Source organism: Streptomyces niveiscabiei (assembly GCF_001419795.1).
GTDB classification, from domain to species: Bacteria; Actinomycetota; Actinomycetes; order Streptomycetales; family Streptomycetaceae; genus Streptomyces; species Streptomyces niveiscabiei.
In genome coordinates, this window is record NZ_LIRL01000200.1 from 1 (window position 1) to 19,944 (window position 19,944).

Here is a 19,944-nt window from a genome sequence, read left to right on the forward strand (position 1 = left end):
CCCCTCCCCCAGCCGGGCCACGGTCTCCCCGAAGCTCCCGGCGAGCCCGACCCGGTAACCGGCCAACTCCAGGCTCACGGCGAGGAGTTCGACGACGGCGACTTCCCGGGCGGCGACGAGCACGCGCTGTCCGGAGCCCCGGACCAGGGAGGGCGGGTGGACGCCGGGGGCGACGAGGGGAGCCCGGCAGACGGGGCAAGCGAACATGCCGTTCACCCTAGCCTCCTGCTTGCCTTACGCAAGCAAATCCCAACAGCTTGCTTGACTCAAGTGACACCCATATATTTGCCTGACTCAAGCAACGCCGACCCGGGACCCCCATGCTCGCGACCCTCCGCCAGGCCGCCCGCGCCTCGGCCCACCTCGCCCTCGCCGCGGCCGTGGCGTTCCTGTCGTACCTGTTCATCACGGTCCTGCTGATCACGGCCGTCTGCGTCGTCGCGGTGGTCGGCATCTGGATGCTGCCGGAGACGGTGCTGATCGTCCGCCGGATCGCGGGCGCCAAGCGGGCACTGACGGCGAAGTGGACGGGCCGGCCGATCCCGGAGGCGTACCGCCCGGTCACGGGCCCGCTCGCGGACCGCGTCAGGACCGCCGTACGGGACCCGGGCACCGGCAAGGACCTGCTGTGGATGGCCGCGCAGTACGCGTACGGCTGGACGACCCTGCTGATGGTCCCGCTGTGGCCGGTCGGCCTGGTCGTGGACGGCGTCCGGTGCGGCGTCCTGCGCCGGCGCGCCCTGGTCCTGCCGCTGATCACGAAGCTGGCCGACCTGGAGGCGAGCTGGTCGGCGGCCCTGCTGCGCCCCTCGCCGGAAGCGCTCCTGGAGGCGCGGGTGACGGAGCTGACGACGACACGGGCCGACGCGGTCGCCGCGCACGGCGCCGAACTGCGCCGTATCGAACGGGACCTGCACGACGGGGCCCAGGCCCGCCTGGTCGCCCTGTCGATGCGGATCGGGCTGGCGCAACGCGCGTACGAGGCGAACCCGGAGAAGGCGCGCGCACTGCTGGACGACGCGCTGGGCCAGGCGGAGGAGGCCCTCGCCGAGCTGCGGCACGTCGTCCGGGGCATCCACCCGCCGATCCTCACGGACCGGGGTCTGGTGGGTGCCGTACGCGCGCTCGCGGGGAGCAGCGGGCTGACGGTCGACGTGCGCGCCGAGGGTCTGGACGACGCCGTACGGCCGCCCGCCGCGGTGGAGGCGGCGGCGTACTTCGTGGTCGCCGAGTCGCTGACGAACGTCGCGAAGCACAGCGGCGCCGGTCACGCGTGGGTGGGGCTGGCGCGGACGAGGCGGGGGCTGCTGGTCGAGATCCGCGACGCGGGGAAGGGCGGCGCGGGCGATCACGCGGGGTCGGGGCTGACCGGGATGCGCAGGAGGGTCGCGGCGCTGGACGGGACGGTCACGGTCGCCAGTCCGGCCGGGGGTCCGACGGTGGTGACCGCGGAGCTGCCGTGCGTGTGGTGACAAACCGCCCCTCAACAGCCAAGTCTTCGCCGATACTTCACTTCTGATATGTGCATGACCTCTTGGCGGGGGTGGGAAAAGCGGGGAAGCTGAGCTGCCCCCCGCGCCCCCCTTCTCCCCCCACCCGGAGGACCGCCTTGTCGTCACCCAAGTCCCCGTCGGGCCGCCGCAGATGGCTCACCGTGTCGGCGCTCGCCGGCGCGCTCGTGCTCGCCGTCCCGACGGCCGCGTACGCCGCTCCGCCGAAGGCGCTGCCGCAGAACGCGGACGCCGCCGAGCTGACGTACCTGCCGGCGTTCGACTACGACACCGACGGCTGCTACTCGACCCCCGCGATCGGCCCCGACGGGACGGTCAACGGCGGTCTGAACCCGACGGGTTCGCTCAGCGGCGACTGCCACGACGCGTCGGACCTGGACAACACGAACAGCTACTCGCGCGCCAAGTGCAACAACGGCTGGTGCGCGTACATGTACGGCCTGTACTTCGAGAAGGACCAGGCCCTCGCCAACAGCAGCATCGGCGGGCACCGGCACGACTGGGAACACGTCGTGGTCTGGGTGCAGAACGGCACGGTCCAGTACGTCGCGACGTCCAACCACGGCTCGTTCACGGTCAGTCCGGCGTCCTCGGTGCGGTTCGACGGGACGCACGCGAAGGTCGTCTACCACAAGGACGGCATCAGCACGCACTGCTTCCGGCTGGCGGGCACGAACGACGAGCCGCCGGAGAACGACAAGCACACCTGGCAGTACCCGCCGCTGGTCGGCTGGAACGGGTACCCGGCGGGGCTGCGGGACAAGCTGAGCGCGTACGACTTCGGGTCCGCCAACTTCGGGCTCAAGGACGCGAACTTCGCCGCCCACCTGACGAAGGCGAAGCCCTCGGGCATCCCGTTCGACCCCAACGCGTGAGCTGACGGACGGTCCCTCGAATCCGGGTCCAACCGGGTTCGGGGGACGGTCGAGGCTCGGCCGGACGGGGGCCCGCGGTGTCCGTGGGGCGGCCGGGAGGGTCTATCGTGTCTCACATGTCGGTACCCGAACTGATCCGTATCGTCTCCCGCGACTCGCCCATGGCCCTGGCCCAAGTGGAGCGGGTGCGCGCCGAGTTGGGCGCCCTGTATCCCGGGGTGCGCACCGAGGTCGTGCCGGTGAAGACGACCGGTGACAAGTGGCTGGGCGACCTGGCGCAGGTCGAGGGCAAGGGCGCGTTCACCAAAGAGGTCGACGCCGCGCTGCTCGCCGGGGAGGCGGATCTCGCCGTCCACTGCGTGAAGGACGTCCCGGCGGACCGGCCGCTGCCCGCCGGGACCGTGTTCGCCGCGTTCCTCAAGCGCGACGACATCCGCGACGCGCTGATCCACCCCGGTGGCCTGACCCTGGACGAGCTGCCCGACGGCACCCGCATCGGCACCTCCTCGGTCCGCCGCATCGCCCAACTCGCGGCCACTCACCCGCACTTGGAGTGCGTGCCGTTCCGGGGCAACGCGAACCGGCGCCTGGAGAAGCTCGCCGCGGGCGAGGCCGACGCGCTGCTCCTCGCGGTCTCGGGCCTGGAGCGCATCGACCGCACCGACGTCATCACCGAGATCCTCTCCCCCGAGGCGATGATGCCGCCCATCGGCGCGGGCATCCTCGCCCTCCAGTGCCGCGAGGGCGACACGGACCTGATCGACACGGTCAGCGCCCTGGGCGACCCCTCGACCCACCGCGAGGCCACGGCGGAACGCATGTTCCTCCACGTCCTCCAGGGCCACTGCAACAGCCCCATCGCCGGCTACGCCCAGGTCGACCGCACCGGCGAACTCTCCCTGCGCGCCTGCGTCTTCACCCCGGACGGCAAGACCCGCCTCAACGCCCACGAATGGGCCGGCCCCCTGGACCCGGCGACGCTGGGCACCTCGGTGGCGGTGGCGCTGCTGCGGCAGGGAGCACGGGAACTGATCGACGGCATCCCCCACTGAGTCCTTCGGGGGCGGTCCACGCCGCCCTCAGGACGTTCCGTCCCCCGCCTCCGTCTGGTCGCGGAGGTAGTTGCTGACCTGGCGGGAGAGTTCGCTCTCGCGGCCCGCGCTGGGGGCCGCGCCGACGCGTTCCTCGCAGAGGTCCAACGCGCCTGTCCACAGGCGCCGTTCGGTCCACTCGTCGTCGACGCGGAGTTGGACCTGGATGTCGATGCGGTCCAGCGCGGACTCGGGTCCTGCGGCGTGCAGGACCGCCGTCACCCGGCGCAGGGGGTAGACGTCGAAGCCCTCGACGAACTGGGAGTTGCGCCAGTCGACGAAGGCGCTCTCGCCGTCGGGGCCGAGGCGGACGTCGATCTGGCCGTCCTCCAGGTGGATGCAGTACTTGGACTCGCCGCGGTTCTCCACGACCACGCGGAGGCGGAAGTACGTGAGGCCGTCGGCGGCGTCGTCGCGGCCTCGCGGGGGCTCCGCGCGCTCCAGCCGGTTCACGCGCAGACGCAGACCGGAGTACGCCTCGTACTCCTGCCAGTCTCCGACCACGTTCGGCTCGTACACGGCCCACCTCCCGACGTCCACCGGCTGAGTCCTATCCGTGGCCCGAGTGCACTGTCAAATGAGCGGAATGCGCCGTGGCCTGGGACATCGTCCCTTTTGATCGGTGATCAAGCCGTGCCCAGCGGAAATATCAGAACGTCCGAGGTGACGCCTTGTGCAAACGTGCCGCACATCACGTCACCGGGCGAGCCGGCCGAGCAGCGCGGAGGACGCGGCGACCCCGAGCGCGGCGGCGAGCGCGAGCACCCCGAAGTCGACGGCGAGATGGGCCGGCGTACCGATCAGGAGACCGCGCAGGGCGTTCACTTCGTAGCTGAGGGGGTTGAACGCGCTGACGGACTGGAGCCAGCCGGGCATGACGGAGACGGGGTAGAGCGCGTTGGAGCCGAAGAACAGCGGCATGGTGATCGCCTGCCCGATCCCCATGAGCCGGTCGCGGCTGAGGACGATCCCGGCGATGGTCATGGACAGGCAGGAGAAGAACGCGGACCCGAGGACGACGACCGCGAGCACGCCGAGCAGCCGGAGCGGGTTCCAGGTGAGCGCGACCCCGAGGAGCGCCGCGATGACGATGACGACGACGGCCTGGACCACCGACTTCACGCCGGCGGCGAACGCCTTGCCGGTGATGAGGGCGGCGCGCGGCGTCGGCGTGACGAGGAGCTTGTTGAGGACGCCCGCGTCGCGCTCCCAGATGATCTGGATGCCGTAGAAGATCGCGATGAACATGGCGGACTGGGCGATGATCCCGGGCGCGAGGTAGTCGACGTACGGGATGCCTCCGGTGGGGATCGCGCGGATGCGGGTGAACGTCTGCCCGAAGATCAGCAGCCACAGGGCGGGTTGCACGGCGCGGGTGTACAACTCGGTGCGGTCGTGCCGGAGTTTCTGGAGTTCGACGACGCACATCGCGCCGACCCGCGCGGGCACGAGCCGCCAACCGGCGCGCGGGGCGGGGGGTTTGACGAGGAGGGATATGTCAGCCGACGCGCTGAGCGGTGCGGCGGGTGCTTCGGACATCTCGGAAGTCTCCTGAGTTCTCGTCGAGGGAGCCGCCGGCGACGTCCCGGAAGACGTCCTCCAGGCTGGGCAGCTGTTCGGTGCCCCGCCGGGCGGCGAGGCCCGCGCGCAGTTCCCCGGGCGTGCCGAGCGCGCGTACCCGGCCGTGGTGCATGAGTCCGACGCGGTCGCAGTAGTGGTCGGCCTCGTCCATGTAGTGGGTGGTGACGAGGACGGTCATCCCGGTCGCCTCGCGCACGGCGCCGATGTGCTCCCAGACGCCGGTGCGGGCGATCGGGTCGAGGCCGATGGTGGGTTCGTCGAGGATGAGCAGCCGGGGCGCGCTGACGAGTGCCTGGGCGAGTTCGAGGCGCCTGACCATGCCGCCGGAGTACGTCCCGGCGAGCCGCTCGGCGGCGTCGGTGAGCCCGACGGCGGCCAGCGCCTGCCCGACGCGCTCAGCGCGCTCGCGGCGGGGTACGTCGAAGACGCGGGCGAACAGGGACACGTTCTCGCGCCCGGTGAGCCCGGCGTCGGCGGACAGCTGCTGGGGGACGTAGCCGAGGAGGCGGCGGACGGCCATGCGGTCGTCGGCGGCGTCGTGGCCGAAGACACGGACCATGCCTGCGGGGACCGGCAGCAGGGTGGTGAGGCAGCGGATGGCGGTGGTCTTGCCCGCGCCGTTGGGTCCGAGGAGGCCGAAGACCTCGCCCTCGGCGACGGTGAGGTCGAGGCCGTCGACGGCCCGGGTGTCCCCGAAGGAGTAGGCGAGTCCGGTGCAGGTGACGGCGTCGGTCATGAGGGGTTCTCCTCCTGAGGCTCTTCGGGTTCCTGGAACTCTTCGGCTTCCTGAGACTTTTCGGCTTCCTGAGACTCTTCGGGTTCCTGGGACTCTTCGGGTTCCTGCTGGAGCTGTACGGCGAGGGTCCGCAGCGCGGGCAGCGCCGCTCTCAGCGCCGCCCGGTCGTCCGCGTCGAGGCGGGCGACCTCGCGCTCGACGAGTTCCGCGCGCCGTGCCCGCCAGTCCCGCAGCCGGAGTTCGGCGGCCTCGGTGAGCCTGAGGCGTGCGGCGCGCCGGTCGGCGGGGTCGGTCTCGCGGATCAGGAACCCCTCTCGCACGAGCCGGTTGACGAGGGTGGAGACGGAGTTGCCCGCGAGGAGCAGTTCCTTGGCGGCTTCGGTGACGCCGATGCCGGGCCGGGTGCCGACGAGGCGCAGGAGTTCGGCCTCGCCGCCGCGCAGTCTCGGGACGGTGAGCCCGGCGCGCAGCCTGCGCCGCAGGAGCCGCTGGACGCCGGCGATCGTGTCGGCGAGTTCCTGGGGAAACGTCTCGTCGTCCATACGAGCAGATTATCTCTTTAGCAGAGGTAACATCCTCAAGGGTGAGTCAAGAGGCGGTGGGCACTCGGTGCGCACGACACTGGACCTGCCCCCGACCGCCGTACCGGAGATCGTCATGAACCCACGTCCCGAGGTCGTCACCACCCGCTCCGTGTTCGGGGCGCCCTGCTGGGTCAGCCTGACCACCCGCGAGCTGGCGGCCACCCAGGAGTTCTACACAGCCGTGTTCGGCTGGGAGTGGCGCCAGGGCTCCCTGGGCGACCACTTCCGGGTCGCCTCGGCGGACGGCGTCCCGGTGGCCGGGGTCGCGGGGGTGGCGGCGATGTGGCAGATGGCGGTGGCGTGGACGCCGTACTTCGCGGTGATCGGCGCGGACGAGGCGGTGGGCCGGGTCCGGGAGCGGGGCGGCACGGTCGCGGTGGGCCCGGTGTCGCTGCCCCCGGGCCGCGCGGCGCTGCTGGCCGACCGGGACGGCGCCGCGTTCGGCATCTGGGAGGGCGAGCTGTTCGGCGACTGGGACCTGTGGCGCCGCGCGGCCCCCGCCCTGGTCCGCCTCCACACGCGGGACGCGTTCGCGTCGGCGATCTTCTACGGCGAGGTCCTGGACTGGGCGTCGGACCTTCCGGGCTCCTGCGAGGTGCACTACGAGGACGGCGAGGTCGTGCTGCGCAGCCGGGGCGCGGCGGTGGCCCGCATCGGCTCCGGCGCCCTGGAGGCGGCGCCCGATCCGACGGTACGGCCGCACTGGCAGGTCCATTTCCGGGCCGAGGACGTCGCCGCGTGCGCGCGTGCGGCGGAGCGGCACGGCGGGAGCGTCCTGACGAAGTCGGCGGAGCACGTCGTCCTGCGCGACCCGGACGGGGCCCAGTTCACGGTCGTGGAGCGGCAGGGCTAGGCCGGGGTCGCCCGGGGCAGGTCCAGGCTCATGCGCAGGCCGGGGACCGGACGTACCGGGATGAGTACGGCGTGTCTGCCCGTGCGGGCGCGGCGGCTGAACCAGATGACCTTGGCGCCGCCGGCCGTGGCGCAGCAGCCCCAGCCGTCGCTGGTGGCGGCGAGGCGGGCGAGGCAGGCGCGCAGGTCCTGGTCGGGGCGCAGGTCGGGGTCGTGCTCGGCGACGGCGGTGATGAGGTGGTGGCCGTTCCACCACATCTCGATCGCCGCGCGTTTGTCGACGGCGTGCCGGTCGATGGCGTTGAGCAGCAGCTCGGCGCCTTCCCCGACGGGTTCCACCAGCGTCTCCAGGCCCCAGTGCCGCAGGTGTGCGGCGAGGATGCGCCGGACCTGTCCGGCCCGTTCGGGGCTGACGTCGACGTCGAGGTGGTAGGTGCAGGGAGCGGCGGTCTTCATCGTCGTTGGCTCCTCACCGAGTCTGCTCCACGGAGCGTGACTGCCGTTCGCTCCCGCGTCACTTCCACGGTGGGGGCGTTGCTCCATCCGTGCAACACGAGCACCTCGCGTACCCGTGATCGTCCGGGTTATGCCACTTGAAAAGGCCAGGTGGAAGCGAGGTGGACGAAGTGGTGGCGATGTCGTCGATCAGTGCTGTTTCCTTGTGCGTTCGAGGTCAAAAGCGCCGGTGACTGGGCTAGATTCGAGCCCCGCAGCCCGTACGTGTCAGGAGCCAGTGCATGCGCGACGTCACGGTCGCTCCCCCACCCCTCTCCCCCCTGACCGGAGGACTCGCCGACAGCGTCTTCGACGCGGCGCAGCGCACCCCCGGGCGCGCGGTGCTGGCGCGGCGTCCGGCGGGCGGCCTCGAGGGGTGGGAGGAGGTGAGCGCCGCCCGGCTGCGGGACGAAGTGGTGGCGCTGGCGCGGGGGTTCGTCGCCTCGGGGATCTCGCCGGGCCACCGGGTCGCGGTGATGGCGCGCACCCGCTACGAGTGGACGGTGCTGAGCTACGCGCTGTGGACGGTGGGCGCGGAGATCGTGCCGGTGTATCCGACGTCGTCGCGGGACCAGGTGGAGTGGATCCTGCGGGACTCGGGCTGTGTCGGGGTGGTCGTGGAGGACGAGGCGACCGTGATGACGGTCGGTTCGGTGTGCGCGGGGCTCGACGGGCTGCGGCACGTCTGGCAGCTGGACGCGGGCGCCCTCGAACAGCTCGCGGCGGCGGGCGAGTCGGTGCCGGTGACGACGGTGGAGTCGCTGCGCCGGATCGTGTTCCCGGACTCGACGGCGGCGATCGTCTACACCTCCGGCACCTCGGGGCGCCCGCTGGGCTGCGCGCTGAGCCACGCGGGCCTCGCGAGCCCCTGCGACACGCTGCTCGCCGGGTGGGGGCACACGGTCGCGGCGCCGGGCGAGCGTCCGGCCGTCCTCGCGTTCCTGCCGTTCTCGCACGTGTACGGGCTGATGGTGCAGGGCCTGTGCATACGCGGCGGCTTCGTCATGGGGCACGAGCCGGACATGAGCGAGGCGGCGATCACGGCGGCGCTGCGCTCCTTCCGGCCGACGTACCTGTACGCGGTGCCGTCGGTGTTCGAGAAGATCTACAAGGGGTTCCTGCTCACGGCCCAGCAGAGCGGCAGGGGCGGGCTGTTCGAGCGGGCGGCGCAGACCGCGCGGGAGTTCGCGACGGCCGTGGAGCGCCAGCGCCTCGGCCGGGGCACGGGTCCCGGCTTCGACCTGCGGATGCAGCACGCCGTCTTCGAGCGGACCGTCTACCGCAGACTGCGCGCCGCGCTCGGCGGCCGGGTCCGCCGCGCCACCTCCGGCGGCTCCACCCTGCACCGCGACCTGTCCCTGTTCTACGAGGGCATCGGCATCTACGTCCACGACGGCTACGGCCTCACCGAGACCGGCGGCGGTGTCACCATGCAGCCGCTGGGCCGCGAGAAGTCGGGCACGGTCGGCCAGGCGCTGCCCGGTATGGACGTCCGGGTCGCCGACGACGGGGAGATCCTGGTGCACGGCCCGTCGGTGTTCCAGGGGTACGTCGGCGACGAGACGGCGACCCGGGCGGTGCTGCGGGGCGGCTGGCTGGCCACCGGCGACCTCGGGCACCTCGACTCGGACGGCTATCTGACGATCACCGGCCGCAAGAAGGACGTCATCGTCACGACCAGCGGCAAGTCCGTCGCGCCGACGCTCCTCGAACAGCGGCTGCGCATGCACCCGTTGGTCCACCAGGCGGTCGTGGTCGGCGACAACCGGCCCTGTGTCGGCGCGCTCATCACCCTGGACCCGCAGTTCCTGGCGCACTGGCGGGCCCGGCTCGCCCTCCAGGGGGACGTGCCGAGCCGTGAGGCGCGCGAGGAGAACGCGCTGCGCGAGGAGATCGGCCGTGCCGTCGCCGCCGCCAACAGCGCCGTGTCCCGCTCCGAGTCGATCCGTGTCTTCCGGATCCTGCCGCGCGCCTTCGACCAGGCGGGCGGGCTGCTGACGCCGTCGATGAAGCTGCGCCGGGACTCGATCACCGCGCACTGGTCGGCGGAGATCGAGGCGATGTACCAGGCCCGCGCGCCGATCCCCCGCTACAGCCCGCCGGAGTCGCTGAGCTGGGACGACGCGGACGACGTGTTCCGCTGAGCGCTACGCGGGCGCGGTGCCGCGCGGGGTGAGGCGCAGGTAGTAGGCGCCGACGGTCGCCAGGTAGCCGGGGTCGCGCGTCTCGCTGTCGGTGCGGAAGCGCGGCGCGGCCTTCACCTCGTCGCGGGTGCAGGTCAGCAGGACGCGCCGGCCCGTGTCGTCGATCCCGGCGACCGTGCCCGCCGGGACGACCGCGCTGCGGCCGAAGACCCACATGCCGGTCTCGACGACGAGGTGGCACAGGCCCTGGGGTGCGGCCTCGCGCTCCACGCGGCCCACGGTGCCGTCGGTCGCGACGACGGTGTAGCCGGTCAGTGCCCGGCCCTCGGTACGGCCGGTCTGCGGCCCGTACGTCCAGATTCTCTCGCTGGTCAACACGGCTCCCTCCCTTTCACCCCGTGGACGGCCGCCAGCCGCCGTCCGTACAGCTCCCCCATACCCGCCCGGAGCCGCCCTGACGCGGCGCGGGCGCGTGCCGTACGGCACGCATGGAACCGTGTGACGGGGGTATTGCAATGTGACTATCGGGCCGGGGTCGTCAACTTGCCTCTCCCGGCTGGCGCGAGCGCTCCCGGCACGGTGGGATCGGTGTGGTGCCGTAGAAAGGGAGGTCGACGTGGATCGACCCAGGATCCTGGTGGTCGGTGCGGGTTTCGCTGGCGTGGGATGCGTCCGGCGGCTGGAGCGGGGCCTGTCCCCGGGCGAGGCGGACATCACCCTGGTGACGCCGTTCGCCTACCAGCTGTACCTGCCGCTGCTGCCGCAGGTGGCGTCGGGTGTGCTGACCCCGCAGTCGATCGCCGTGTCGCTGCGCCGCAGCAGCAGGTACCGGACCCGGATCATCCCGGGCGGCGCGATCGGCGTCGACCTCAAGTCCAAGGTGTGCGTGGTCCGCACGATCACCGGGCAGCTGGTGAACGAGCCGTACGACTACCTCGTCCTCGCCCCCGGCAGTGTGACCCGCACGTTCGACATTCCCGGCCTCACCGACCACGCGATCGGCATGAAGACGCTCTCCGAGGCCGCGTACGTCCGTGACCACGTCATCGCGCAGCTCGATCTGGCCGACGCCAGCGACGACCCCGCCGAGCGGGCCTCCCGGCTCCAGTTCGTGGTCGTCGGCGGCGGGTACGCGGGCACCGAGACGGCCGCCTGCCTCCAGCTGCTGACCCGCAACGCCGTCAAGCGCTATCCGCGCCTGGACCCGAAGCTGATCAAGTGGCATCTCATCGACATCGCGCCCAAGTTGATGCCGGAGCTCGGTGACAAGCTCGGCTCCAGCGCGCAGGAGGTGCTGCGCAAGCGGGGCGTCGAGATCTCGCTCGGCGTGTCCATCGAGAAGGCCGGGGCCGAGGAGGTCACCTTCACGGACGGCCGGGTGATCCCGACGCGCACGCTGATCTGGACCGCCGGGGTCGCCGCGAGCCCCCTCATCGGGACGCTCGGCGCGGAGACGGTGCGCGGACGGCTCGCGGTGACGCCGGAGATGTCGCTCCCCGGGCACGACGGGGTGTTCGCCCTCGGGGACGCGGCGGCCGTGCCCGACCTGGCCAAGGGCGAGGACGGGGCGATCTGCCCGCCGACCGCGCAGCACGCGATGCGGCAGGGCAAGGTCGTCGCGGACAACGTCATCGCCACGTTGCGGGGGCTGCCGGCCAAGCCGTACCAGCACAAGGACCTCGGCCTGGTCGTGGACCTCGGCGGCACGGACGCGGTGTCCAAGCCGATGGGCGTGGAGCTGCGGGGCCTGCCCGCGCAGGCGGTCGCGCGGGGCTACCACTGGTCGGCGCTGCGCACGAACGTCGCGAAGGTCCGCGTCCTGACGAACTGGACCCTCAACGCCGTCGCGGGCGACGATTTCGTCCGCACCGGCTTCCAGTACCGCAGGCCGGCCCGGATGAGCGACTTCGAGTACACGGACACGTACCTGACGGCGGAGCAGGTCGCGGAGCAGATCAAGCAGAAGTGAGCGGCGAGGCGGGGGATGTCCGGCCTGCGGGATCCCGCCCCGTCCCCCGCCTCTTCTCCCAGCCGCCCCGCATAAAGTACGCCGCGTGAACACAGTGGTCAGGCGGGTGTGGGACAGGGTCTCGGCCTCCGATCCGGGGCTGTTGCGGCTCGCGGCGGGGCTCAGGACGACCGGGGCGATCGCGTTGACGCTCGCGGTGCTGGCGCCGTTCGGGGTGGGCGTGTCGCATCTGGTCGCGGGGGCGATCACCGCGATGGTCGCGACGTTCGCGATCCAGGAGAAGCGGCGCGGCCCGCAGGGGGTGACGCTGGCGCTGGGCCTGCCGGTGGCCGCCGCGTCGGTCGCGCTGGCGACGCTGCTGCACTCGCTGGTGGTCGTCGGGGACGTGTTCTTCGTCGCGCTGATCTTCGGCGCGGTGTACGGGAGGCGGTTCGGCGACCGGGGTCACGCGCTCGGCATGATCGCGTTCCAGACCCACTTCGTCGCCCTGTTCGTCGGCGTGCGCGCCGGGAGCCTGCCCGGGTTCCTCGGCACGGTCGCCGTGGCGTTCGCGTGCAGCGCGGTCGCGCGGTTCGTCCTCGTCCCGCAGACCTCGGCCGGTATCTTCCACCGCCTGCGCAGGGCGTTCCGCGCCCGCCTCGCGCAGCTACTGGACGCGCAGCTGGAGCTGCTGGACGCGGGCCCCGAGGACGTCGAGAAGGCGTTGGAGCACTTGCGTGAGCGCACCGCGCGCCTGCACGAGTCGGCGCTGATGATCCAGAGCCGCCTGGAGGAGGGCACCCCGGACGAGGCGTCGGCCCGGCTCGTCCAGCGCCGGATCGCGGACGCGGAGATCACCGCCGAGCGCCTCGGCCTGCTCCTGCTGACCGCCCGCAGCGCCGAACGCGCGGACACGCTCACCCTGCACCTCCCCGGCGCGCCCGTCCCCGAGGGCGGCAAGCTCCTGGCCCGGGACGCCGCGCGGGACACCCTGCGCCGGGACCTGTCCGCGCTGCGCCTGCTCGTGCGCGAACCGGAGGCGGCCGGGACCTCTCGGTCGTTCCTGCGCAACCGCCTCCTCGGCTACCGCGACGAGGAGAACCTCCCGGCGGGGCCGCCGGCCGTGCAGGACGTCTTCCGGGGCATAGGAGAGGCCGCGCGCGCGGTCCTGGGCCTGCGGATCGTGCTGGACGGCCCGCAGGACGACGCCGACGACACGGCGGAGACGGCCCGCTCCCGGGAGGAACTCGACGCGGAGGACGCGGCGCTGGAGGCCGAGCAGGAGCCGGAGGAGACGGGCCTCGCCCGGCCGACGACCCGGGCCGCACTCCAGGTCGCCGTGGGCTCGTCGCTGGCGATCGTCGGCGGCGAGTTCCTGTCCTCGCAGCGCTGGTACTGGGCCGTCCTGACCTGCTGGATCGTCTTCCTGAACACCGCGTCGACCGGCGAGATCCTGGTCAAGGGCTACCGGCGGCTGCTGGGTACGGTCCTCGGCGTGGCGGCGGGGCTGGTGCTCGCCGGGCTGGTCGGGCAGCACACGTGGACGGCGTTCGCGCTGGTCCTGCTCTGCGTGTTCGCGATGTTCTACACCGCGCCCCTGTCGTACACGCTGATGTCGTTCTTCGTGACGGCCGCGCTCGGCGTCCTGTACACGCTGCTGCACACCTTCAGCCTCTCGGTGCTGGTCCTGCGGATCGAGGAGACGGCCCTCGGGGCGGCCTGCGGGGTGATCGCGGCGGCGCTGGTGCTGCCGGTGCACACGGACCGGCGTACCGACGAACTCCTCGGAGCCGTCCTGGAGCACCTCGCGGACGTCACCTCCGGCGCCCTGGACCAGCTCAGCGGCGCGCAGGCGGACGACCTGCTGGAGCGGGCCCGCGAGCTCGACCAGGCGCTTGCCGACCTGCTGGCCGCGACGCAGCCCCTGACGCATCCGGTGTCGCCGCTGCGCAGCCGCAAGAACACGGCGCGGTACGTCGTGGCGCTGCTGGAGACGTGCGCGTACCACGCGCGCTCGCTGGCGGCGACGGCCGAGCTGCTGCCGACGCACCCGTCCATCGCCGCCGATCCCCGGCTGCGCGGGGCGGGTGAGCGGATCGTGGCGAACATCGGGGCGGTCGCCGCGCATGTCCGGGGCGAGGGCGCGGCCGTCCGTACGGGGGCGAGCATCGCGTCGCTGCTGCGTCCGGGGCGGTACGGCACGCCCCGGTACGGGCGGGTCACCGACCGCGTGCTGCGTCATCTCCAGCGGCTCGACGAGGCGGTCGTGGGGCTCGCGCGTCCGCTGGGGGCGCCGGTGAAGGCCGAGTCGGGGGAGCTGGCGGCCTGAGCGAACCTGTGAACTTCCTTTGAGACCGGCCCACTTGAGGCGGTTCCCCGGAAGGGTGAAAGTGAAACGGGTCACTCAACCCGCTTGGGGGTACGCGAAATCTCCCTCGATGGTTTACGGTTCATACATACGGGGTGCACGGAGTCGAAGCACTGCTCCTCCGGACATCACCGTGTGACAGCCCTGGCTGGCTTCCCCCGTCCAGCCAGGGCTTTCCCCTTTCTTCACACCCGCCGAGGTGCCCTGGCCGCCCGGGCACGCTCCAATGGAACGCAGGAACCCCCAGAGGGTCCGACACGCCCCGCGCCGAGGAGCCCCGCGCCATGACCAGAGCGACCAAACTCCTGACCGCCCTCGCCCCGCCCCAGCGCGAACACCTGCTCACCCTCGCCGAGGAGGTCTCCTTCCCCGAGGACACCCGCATCTTCGAGGCCGGCGGCCCGGCCGACCGCTTCTGGGTCATCCGCTCCGGCGCGGTGAGCCTCGACCAGCAGGTCACCTCCCAGCAGCGCGTCACGGTCGCGAGCCTCGGCTCCGGCGACCTCCTGGGCTGGTCCTGGCTCTTCTCCCCGTACGAGTGGGACTTCGGCGCGGAGGCGTTCAGCCCGGTACGGGCCTACGAGTTCCAGGCGGAACCGGTACTGCGCCTGTGCGAACAGGACCCGACGCTCGGTCTGCCGCTGGTGCGGCTGGTGGCGGAGATCCTGGCGCACCGGCTGGAGATGACGAGGGGGAAACTGCTGGAGGCGCACAAGAGGGGGACGCTGTAGGTCAGATGCGGTATCTCCGCAGTGCCGGCATGGCCGTGGCGATCCCCAGCATCACCACCACGACCAGCACCCCGCCCCCGGCGACGGCCGTCCTCGGGCCGAACGCGGCTCCGGCCGTGCCGTGCAGGACGTCCGCGAGCCGGGGTCCCCCGGCGACCACCACCGTGAACACCCCCTGCATCCGCCCCCGCATCTCGTCGGTCGCGGCGGACAGCAGGATCGCGCCCCGGAAGACCATGGACACCATGTCCGCGACCCCTGCGACGATCAGGAACGCCACCGAGAACCACAGGTTGAGGCTCACCCCCACCAGGGCGATGGCCGCGCCCCAGGCGACCACCGCCCCGATCACCATCGCGCCGTGCCGCCGGACCCGGGAGAACGTCCCGGAGAACAGCCCGCCCAGCACCGCCCCGATGGGAATCGCCGCGAAGAGCAGCCCCAGCGCGAGCCCCTCCCCGTACGGCGCGTACGTCTCGGCCGCGAGCTGCGGGAACAGGGCCCGGGGCATGCCGAACACCATGGCGACGACGTCGGCGAGGAACGACAGCAGCAGCACCTTGTGCCGGGAGATGTAGCGGAACCCCTCGGCGATCTCCCGCACCCCGGCCCGCCGGCTCCCGCCCGCGCCGAGCGGCGGCAGCGCGGGCAACCGGTAGACGGCCCACACGGTCACGCACAGAGCGACGGCGTCGATCAGATACAGCTCGGGCAGGCCGACGACGGGAATGAGCGCCCCCGCCAGCAGGGGCCCGGCGACGAGCCCGGTCTGCATGACCGTCGACCCCAGAGCGTTCGCGGCGGCCAGCTCCCGCGCGGGCACCAGCCGGGCGATGGACGCGTTGCGCGCAGGGGAGTTGAGCCCGAAGAACGCCTGCTGCACGGCGAGCAGCACCATCAGCACGCCGACGGAACCGACCCCGGAGAACGCCTGCACCCAGAACAGCAGCGAGGTGACGGCGATCCCGGAGTTCGTGACCAGCAGCAGCTTGCGCCGGTCCACCGCGTCGGCGACGGCCCCGCCCCACAGTGCGAACACCACCATCGGCACGAGCCCGGCGAGGCTCGCGTACCCCACCCACGCCGAGGACCCGGTGATGTCGTACACCTGTTTCGGCACGGCGACGGCCGTCAGCTGGCTGCCCACGGCCGTGACGATCGTCGACGACCACAGCCGCCGGTACGCGGGCCGCCGCAACGGCCGCGTGTCCATGGCGAACCGCCGCCACCCCTTGCGCACCGGCACGGGCTCCGAGACCGCCGCGCTGTCCTCACTCGTGTCCACGCACACCTGCCTGCCCGTTACACCGATCGCCGCCGGGACCACCGTACGGCCCTCAGCTCCCGGCGATCAGCGTGACCCCCAGTGCGATCATCGTCACGGCGACGGCCCCGTCCAGCACGCGCCAGGCGGACGGCCGTGTCAGGAACCGCCCGAGCAGCCGCGCCCCGAACCCGAGCCCGGCGAACCAGCACAGGCTGGCGGTCGCGGCGCCCAGCCCGAAGACCCAGCGCAGGGACCCACGGTCGGCGGCGACGGACCCGAGCAGGAACACGGTGTCCAGGTAGACGTGGGGGTTGAGCCAGGTCAGCGCGAGGCAGGTGAGCACGGCACGCTTCATGGACCCGGCCGCGTCCCCCTCGGCCAGCAGCGCGCCCTGCGGCCGGAGCACACGCCGCGCGGCGAGCGCGCCGTAGCAGAGCAGGAACGCGCCCCCGATCCACCCGACGGCGCTCACCACCCCCGGCCAGGCCACGACCAGCGCCCCCACTCCCCCGACGCCGAGGGCGATGAGTGCGGCGTCGGACAGGGCGCAGATCGCGACGACGGGGAGGACGGCGTCCCGGCGGACGCCCTGGCGCAGGACGAAGGCGTTCTGGGCGCCGATGGCGACGATCAGGGACAGACCGGTGCCGAAACCGGCCGCGGCGGCGGTGAGTGCTGGGAGCATGCCGTCCACGCTACGAAGCCGATCACCGCGCGTACAGCTAAAGATTCTTACGTATCATTAGCGCTCGTGATGACGGATCTTCCCCTGGACCAGGTGCGCACGCTCCTCGCGGTCGTCGACGAGGGCACGTTCGACGCGGCGGCCTCGGCCCTGCACCTGACGCCGTCGGCGGTGAGCCAGCGCGTGAAGGCGCTGGAGCAGCGGACGGGGCGGGTGCTCCTGCTGCGCACCAAGCCGGTACGGCCGACGGAGTCCGGGGAGATCGTCGTACGGTTCGCGCGCCAGCTCGCCCGGCTGGAGCGCGACACGCGGTCCGAGCTGGGGATGAGCGGCGAGGGCGAGGCGACGCGGGTGTCGGTCGCGGTGAACGCGGACTCCTTGGCGACCTGGTTCCTGCCCGCGCTCGGCAAGGTCCCGCAGGAACCGCACCTGAGCTTCGAACTGCACCGCGAGGACGAGACGCGTACGGCACAGCTCCTGCGCGAGGGGCTGGTGATGGCGGCGGTGACGGCCTCCGCCGAGCCGGTCACCGGCTGCTCGGTGCGCCCGCTGGGCACGATGCGCTACCTCGCGTCCGCCCGCCCCGACTTCGCGGCCCGCCATCTCACCGGCCCGTTCGCGCGGTCCCTCACCGAGGCCCCCGTGGTCGTCTTCGACCGGCAGGACCAGCACCAGGACACGTTCGTCCGGCGGCTGGGCGGGGCCGGCGCGAGTTCGCTGCGGCACGCCGTACCGACCTCCGAGGGCTACCTCGACGCGGTCGCGGCCGGACTCGGCTGGGGCATGGTGCCGGAGGTCCAGGCGGCGCCTCTGTTCGCGGCCGGCCGGCTGCTGTCCCTCGCGCCCGAACTGCCGCTGGACGTACCGCTGTTCTGGCAGCAGTGGCGACTCGACTCCCCCGCCCTCGCGGCCGTCGCCGAGGCCGTCACCGCTACCGCCCGCGCCTTCCTGCGCTGAGCCGCGCCTCGGCGCTGTCCAGCAGCATCTCCAGCGCCGTCGGATAGGCGCTGGTCACCATGTGCGTCGTGAGGAGCGGCGCCGCCTCGGCGATCCTGGGGTGCGTGGTTGCCGGCAGGCGCGCGTACGTGGACTGCCACTTGGCGTCGTCGGCCCGCTGGGAGGCGCGCGGCAGGGCCAGGGACGCCGCGTCGAGGGCCGCGAACCCGAGGGTCTGGTCGATGAACGCGTGGTAGATCCGCACGGTCTCCGCCAGCGGGAACCCGGCCCGCCGCAGGATGTCCAGCACGGCTTCGTCGGCGGCGAGTTCGTTCGCGCGCCCCGTCACACGGCTCGCGGTGAGCTGCGCGGCCTGGGGGTGGGCGACGTACGCCTCGTAGATCCGCAGCCCCACCGCGTGCAGGTCGGCGCGCCAGTCGCCCGTGGGGCGCCAGCCGTGCAGGGCCTGACCGATGAGGGCGTCGCCGATCGCGAGCGTCAGGTCGTCCATGCCCCGGAAGTACCGGTACAGGGCGCTGGGGTCGCAGTCGAGGGCGAGGCCGAGGCGGCGGGCGGTGAGGCCGGCCGAGCCGTGTTCGCGCAGCAGCCTCAGCGCCGTACCGACGATGAGTTCCTCGGACAGGAGCGTGCCGCTCTTGGTGGGGCGGCGGCGCCGGCGCTTCTCCTCGGGGACGACCTGTTTGGCCACGGGACCTCCTTATGCCAACGCCATTGACCTTACGGCACCCCGGCGCGTTGGATCCTCGTAAGGCGCGCGCACCCCCTGTAGCGACATATCGACAGCAGAGGAGCCCTGTCATGCGTGTACTGCTCGTGGGAGCCGGTGGCGTGGGGACCGCCATCACCCGGATCGCGGCCCGGCGCCCGTTCTTCGAGGCGATGGTGGTCGCCGACTACGACCCCGCCCGTGCGGCGGCGGCCGTGGCGGCGCTCGACGGCGACGACCGCTTCACGGCGGCGTCCGTCGACGCCTCCGACCAGCGGGCCGTCCGTGACCTGCTGGTCCGGCACGGCTGCGACGTCCTGCTGAACGCGACCGACCCGCGTTTCGTCCTGCCCCTGTTCGAGGCGGCGTACGCGACGGGCGCCACCTATGTCGACATGGCGATGTCCCTGTCGCGCCCGCACCCGGACCGCCCGTACGAGGAGTGCGGCGTCAAGCTCGGCGACGCCCAGTTCGCGCGGGCCGGGGAGTGGGCCGAGGCGGGGGCGCTCGCGCTGGTCGGCATGGGTGTGGAGCCCGGTCTGTCGGACGTGTTCGCCCGGTACGCGGCCGACGAACTCTTCGACGACATCGAGGAGATCGGCATCCGCGACGGCGCGAACCTCACCGTCGAGGGGCTGGACTTCGCGCCGTCCTTCAACATCTGGACGACGATCGAGGAGTGCCTGAACCCGCCGGTCGTCTACGAGGCCGGCCGGGGCTGGTACACCACCGCGCCGTTCAGCGAGCCCGAGGTGTTCGACTTCCCCGAGGGCATCGGCGAGGTCGAGTGCGTGAACGTCGAGCACGAGGAGGTGCTCCTCGTGCCGCGCTGGGTGGACGCCCGCAAGGTGACGTTCAAGTACGGGCTCGGCAAGGAGTTCGTCGACACCCTCAGGACGCTGCACCGGCTGGAGCTGGACCGCACGGCCCCGGTGACCGTGCCGACCGCCGGCGGCCCGGTCGCCGTCTCGCCCCGGGACGTCGTCGCCGCCTGCCTGCCCGACCCGGCCTCCCTCGGCGAACGGATGCGGGGCAAGACGTGCGCGGGCACGTGGGTGCGGGGCACGAAGGACGGTGCGCCGCGCGAGGTGTACCTGTACCACGTCGTCGACAACGAGTGGTCGATGGCCGAGTACGGCAGCCAGGCGGTCGTCTGGCAGACGGCCGTGAACCCCGTCGTCGCCCTCGAACTCCTCGCGTCCGGCGTCTGGTCGGGGGCGGGCGTCCTGGGGCCGGAGGCGTTCCCGGCGCGGCCGTACCTGGACCTGCTGACGGAGTACGGCTCGCCGTGGGGGCTGCGGGAGCAGTGAGCCGGCGCGTTGTTGCCGGCGCGTTGTTGTCGGCGCGTTGTTGCCGGCGCGCCCCCGCCGCGTCCGGTGGGCGGCAGGGGCGGGGCCGACGAGGTTCCCGGAA

General features: G+C 72.4%; 19 protein-coding genes and 1 pseudogene. 10 read left to right on the forward strand and 10 right to left on the reverse strand.

Annotated features, from left to right (window positions below):
* A pseudogene (locus tag AOK24_RS49630) lies at window positions 1-207 on the reverse strand (hypothetical protein); the annotation flags it as partial.
* Window positions 208-320: 113 nt separating this feature from the next.
* On the opposite strand from AOK24_RS49630, the gene AOK24_RS11345 reads away from it, so the two are divergent.
* From AOK24_RS11345 to hemC, 3 genes are all read left to right on the forward strand, one after another.
* Entirely contained in the window at window positions 321-1,472 is a 1,152-nt protein-coding gene (locus tag AOK24_RS11345) for a sensor histidine kinase (RefSeq protein WP_055719942.1), read from the forward strand.
* A gap of 137 nt (window positions 1,473-1,609) precedes the next feature.
* Window positions 1,610-2,386 (forward strand): NPP1 family protein, encoded by a 777-nt coding sequence (locus AOK24_RS11350; protein WP_055719943.1) that lies wholly within the window; start codon window positions 1,610-1,612, stop codon window positions 2,384-2,386.
* A 116-nt stretch (window positions 2,387-2,502) separates the two neighbouring features.
* A complete protein-coding gene (hemC, locus tag AOK24_RS11355) occupies window positions 2,503-3,438 on the forward strand; it encodes a hydroxymethylbilane synthase (protein ID WP_055719944.1) in 936 nt (311 codons plus the stop codon).
* Between the two features lie 27 nt (window positions 3,439-3,465).
* Here the strand turns inward: hemC and AOK24_RS11360 are convergent, their stop codons facing one another.
* The 4 genes from AOK24_RS11360 to AOK24_RS11375 form a co-directional block, all read right to left on the reverse strand.
* A complete protein-coding gene (locus tag AOK24_RS11360) occupies window positions 3,466-3,996 on the reverse strand; it encodes a hypothetical protein (RefSeq protein WP_055719967.1) in 531 nt (176 codons plus the stop codon).
* A gap of 177 nt (window positions 3,997-4,173) precedes the next feature.
* Window positions 4,174-5,016 carry an ABC transporter permease gene (locus AOK24_RS11365; RefSeq protein ID WP_055719945.1) on the reverse strand — a complete coding sequence of 281 codons (843 nt, stop codon included), beginning with the start codon at window positions 5,014-5,016 and terminating at the stop codon, window positions 4,174-4,176.
* Entirely contained in the window at window positions 4,976-5,794 is an 819-nt protein-coding gene (locus tag AOK24_RS11370) for an ABC transporter ATP-binding protein (protein WP_055719946.1), read from the reverse strand. Before AOK24_RS11370 ends, AOK24_RS11365 begins: the two co-directional genes overlap by 41 nt.
* Window positions 5,791-6,336, reverse strand: a complete 546-nt coding sequence (locus AOK24_RS11375) for a MarR family winged helix-turn-helix transcriptional regulator (protein ID WP_055719947.1) — start codon at window positions 6,334-6,336, stop codon at window positions 5,791-5,793. Before AOK24_RS11375 ends, AOK24_RS11370 begins: the two co-directional genes overlap by 4 nt.
* Before the next feature lie 115 nt (window positions 6,337-6,451).
* Between AOK24_RS11375 and AOK24_RS11380 the strand changes: the two genes are divergently transcribed.
* Entirely contained in the window at window positions 6,452-7,231 is a 780-nt protein-coding gene (locus AOK24_RS11380; protein ID WP_055719968.1) for a VOC family protein, read from the forward strand.
* Here AOK24_RS11380 and AOK24_RS11385 read toward each other — a convergent pair.
* On the reverse strand, window positions 7,228-7,686 hold the full coding sequence (locus tag AOK24_RS11385; RefSeq protein WP_055719948.1) for a hypothetical protein: 459 nt from the start codon (window positions 7,684-7,686) through the stop codon (window positions 7,228-7,230). The two genes, AOK24_RS11380 and AOK24_RS11385, sit on opposite strands and share 4 nt — an antisense overlap.
* A gap of 281 nt (window positions 7,687-7,967) precedes the next feature.
* On the opposite strand from AOK24_RS11385, the gene AOK24_RS11390 reads away from it, so the two are divergent.
* On the forward strand, window positions 7,968-9,869 hold the full coding sequence (locus AOK24_RS11390) for an AMP-dependent synthetase/ligase (RefSeq protein ID WP_055719949.1): 1,902 nt from the start codon (window positions 7,968-7,970) through the stop codon (window positions 9,867-9,869).
* Window positions 9,870-9,872: 3 nt separating this feature from the next.
* Here the strand turns inward: AOK24_RS11390 and AOK24_RS11395 are convergent, their stop codons facing one another.
* Window positions 9,873-10,244, reverse strand: coding sequence for a hypothetical protein (locus AOK24_RS11395; RefSeq protein WP_055719969.1), 372 nt, complete (start codon window positions 10,242-10,244; stop codon window positions 9,873-9,875).
* Between the two features lie 241 nt (window positions 10,245-10,485).
* On the opposite strand from AOK24_RS11395, the gene AOK24_RS11400 reads away from it, so the two are divergent.
* The 3 genes from AOK24_RS11400 to AOK24_RS11410 all read left to right on the forward strand — a co-directional run bounded on the left by AOK24_RS11400 (window position 10,486) and on the right by AOK24_RS11410 (window position 14,916).
* On the forward strand, window positions 10,486-11,838 hold the full coding sequence (locus tag AOK24_RS11400; RefSeq protein ID WP_055719950.1) for an NAD(P)/FAD-dependent oxidoreductase: 1,353 nt from the start codon (window positions 10,486-10,488) through the stop codon (window positions 11,836-11,838).
* 94 nt (window positions 11,839-11,932) lie between these two features.
* A complete protein-coding gene (locus tag AOK24_RS11405) occupies window positions 11,933-14,146 on the forward strand; it encodes an FUSC family protein (protein ID WP_240553818.1) in 2,214 nt (737 codons plus the stop codon).
* Window positions 14,147-14,469: 323 nt separating this feature from the next.
* The gene (locus AOK24_RS11410) at window positions 14,470-14,916 is read left to right on the forward strand and encodes a cyclic nucleotide-binding domain-containing protein (protein ID WP_055719952.1); all 447 of its coding nucleotides are present in this window, start codon (window positions 14,470-14,472) and stop codon (window positions 14,914-14,916) included.
* A gap of 1 nt (window position 14,917) precedes the next feature.
* Here AOK24_RS11410 and AOK24_RS11415 read toward each other — a convergent pair whose 3' ends face one another.
* Together AOK24_RS11415 and AOK24_RS11420 are read right to left on the reverse strand one after the other, a co-directional pair.
* Window positions 14,918-16,201, reverse strand: coding sequence for an MFS transporter (locus AOK24_RS11415; RefSeq protein ID WP_055719953.1), 1,284 nt, complete (start codon window positions 16,199-16,201; stop codon window positions 14,918-14,920).
* A 52-nt stretch (window positions 16,202-16,253) separates the two neighbouring features.
* A complete protein-coding gene (locus AOK24_RS11420; protein WP_055719954.1) occupies window positions 16,254-16,868 on the reverse strand; it encodes a LysE/ArgO family amino acid transporter in 615 nt (204 codons plus the stop codon).
* A 69-nt stretch (window positions 16,869-16,937) separates the two neighbouring features.
* On the opposite strand from AOK24_RS11420, the gene AOK24_RS11425 reads away from it, so the two are divergent.
* Window positions 16,938-17,825 (forward strand): LysR family transcriptional regulator ArgP, encoded by an 888-nt coding sequence (locus AOK24_RS11425; RefSeq protein WP_055719955.1) that lies wholly within the window; start codon window positions 16,938-16,940, stop codon window positions 17,823-17,825.
* Here the strand turns inward: AOK24_RS11425 and AOK24_RS11430 are convergent.
* On the reverse strand, window positions 17,800-18,513 hold the full coding sequence (locus AOK24_RS11430) for a TetR/AcrR family transcriptional regulator (RefSeq protein ID WP_055719956.1): 714 nt from the start codon (window positions 18,511-18,513) through the stop codon (window positions 17,800-17,802). The genes AOK24_RS11425 and AOK24_RS11430 overlap by 26 nt on opposite strands.
* A gap of 110 nt (window positions 18,514-18,623) precedes the next feature.
* Here AOK24_RS11430 and AOK24_RS11435 point away from each other — a divergent pair, with 110 nt between their 5' ends.
* Entirely contained in the window at window positions 18,624-19,841 is a 1,218-nt protein-coding gene (locus tag AOK24_RS11435) for a saccharopine dehydrogenase family protein (RefSeq protein ID WP_055719957.1), read from the forward strand.
* Window positions 19,842-19,944 lie beyond the last annotated feature (103 nt).

Excerpts from the sequence above, each read along its gene's own strand:
- AOK24_RS11345 (WP_055719942.1), top strand. The coding sequence starts at position 321 with ATGCTCGCGACCCTCCGCCAGGCCGCCCGCGCCTCGGCCCACCTCGCC.
- hemC (WP_055719944.1), top strand. The coding sequence starts at position 2,503 with ATGTCGGTACCCGAACTGATCCGTATCGTCTCCCGCGACTCGCCCATG.
- AOK24_RS11365 (WP_055719945.1), bottom strand. The coding sequence starts at position 5,016 with ATGTCCGAAGCACCCGCCGCACCGCTCAGCGCGTCGGCTGACATATCC.
- AOK24_RS11370 (WP_055719946.1), bottom strand. The coding sequence starts at position 5,794 with ATGACCGACGCCGTCACCTGCACCGGACTCGCCTACTCCTTCGGGGAC.
- AOK24_RS11375 (WP_055719947.1), bottom strand. The coding sequence starts at position 6,336 with ATGGACGACGAGACGTTTCCCCAGGAACTCGCCGACACGATCGCCGGC.
- AOK24_RS11380 (WP_055719968.1), top strand. The coding sequence starts at position 6,452 with ATGAACCCACGTCCCGAGGTCGTCACCACCCGCTCCGTGTTCGGGGCG.
- AOK24_RS11385 (WP_055719948.1), bottom strand. The coding sequence starts at position 7,686 with ATGAAGACCGCCGCTCCCTGCACCTACCACCTCGACGTCGACGTCAGC.
- AOK24_RS11390 (WP_055719949.1), top strand. The coding sequence starts at position 7,968 with ATGCGCGACGTCACGGTCGCTCCCCCACCCCTCTCCCCCCTGACCGGA.
- AOK24_RS11410 (WP_055719952.1), top strand. The coding sequence starts at position 14,470 with ATGACCAGAGCGACCAAACTCCTGACCGCCCTCGCCCCGCCCCAGCGC.
- AOK24_RS11420 (WP_055719954.1), bottom strand. The coding sequence starts at position 16,868 with ATGCTCCCAGCACTCACCGCCGCCGCGGCCGGTTTCGGCACCGGTCTG.
- AOK24_RS11425 (WP_055719955.1), top strand. The coding sequence starts at position 16,938 with ATGACGGATCTTCCCCTGGACCAGGTGCGCACGCTCCTCGCGGTCGTC.
- AOK24_RS11435 (WP_055719957.1), top strand. The coding sequence starts at position 18,624 with ATGCGTGTACTGCTCGTGGGAGCCGGTGGCGTGGGGACCGCCATCACC.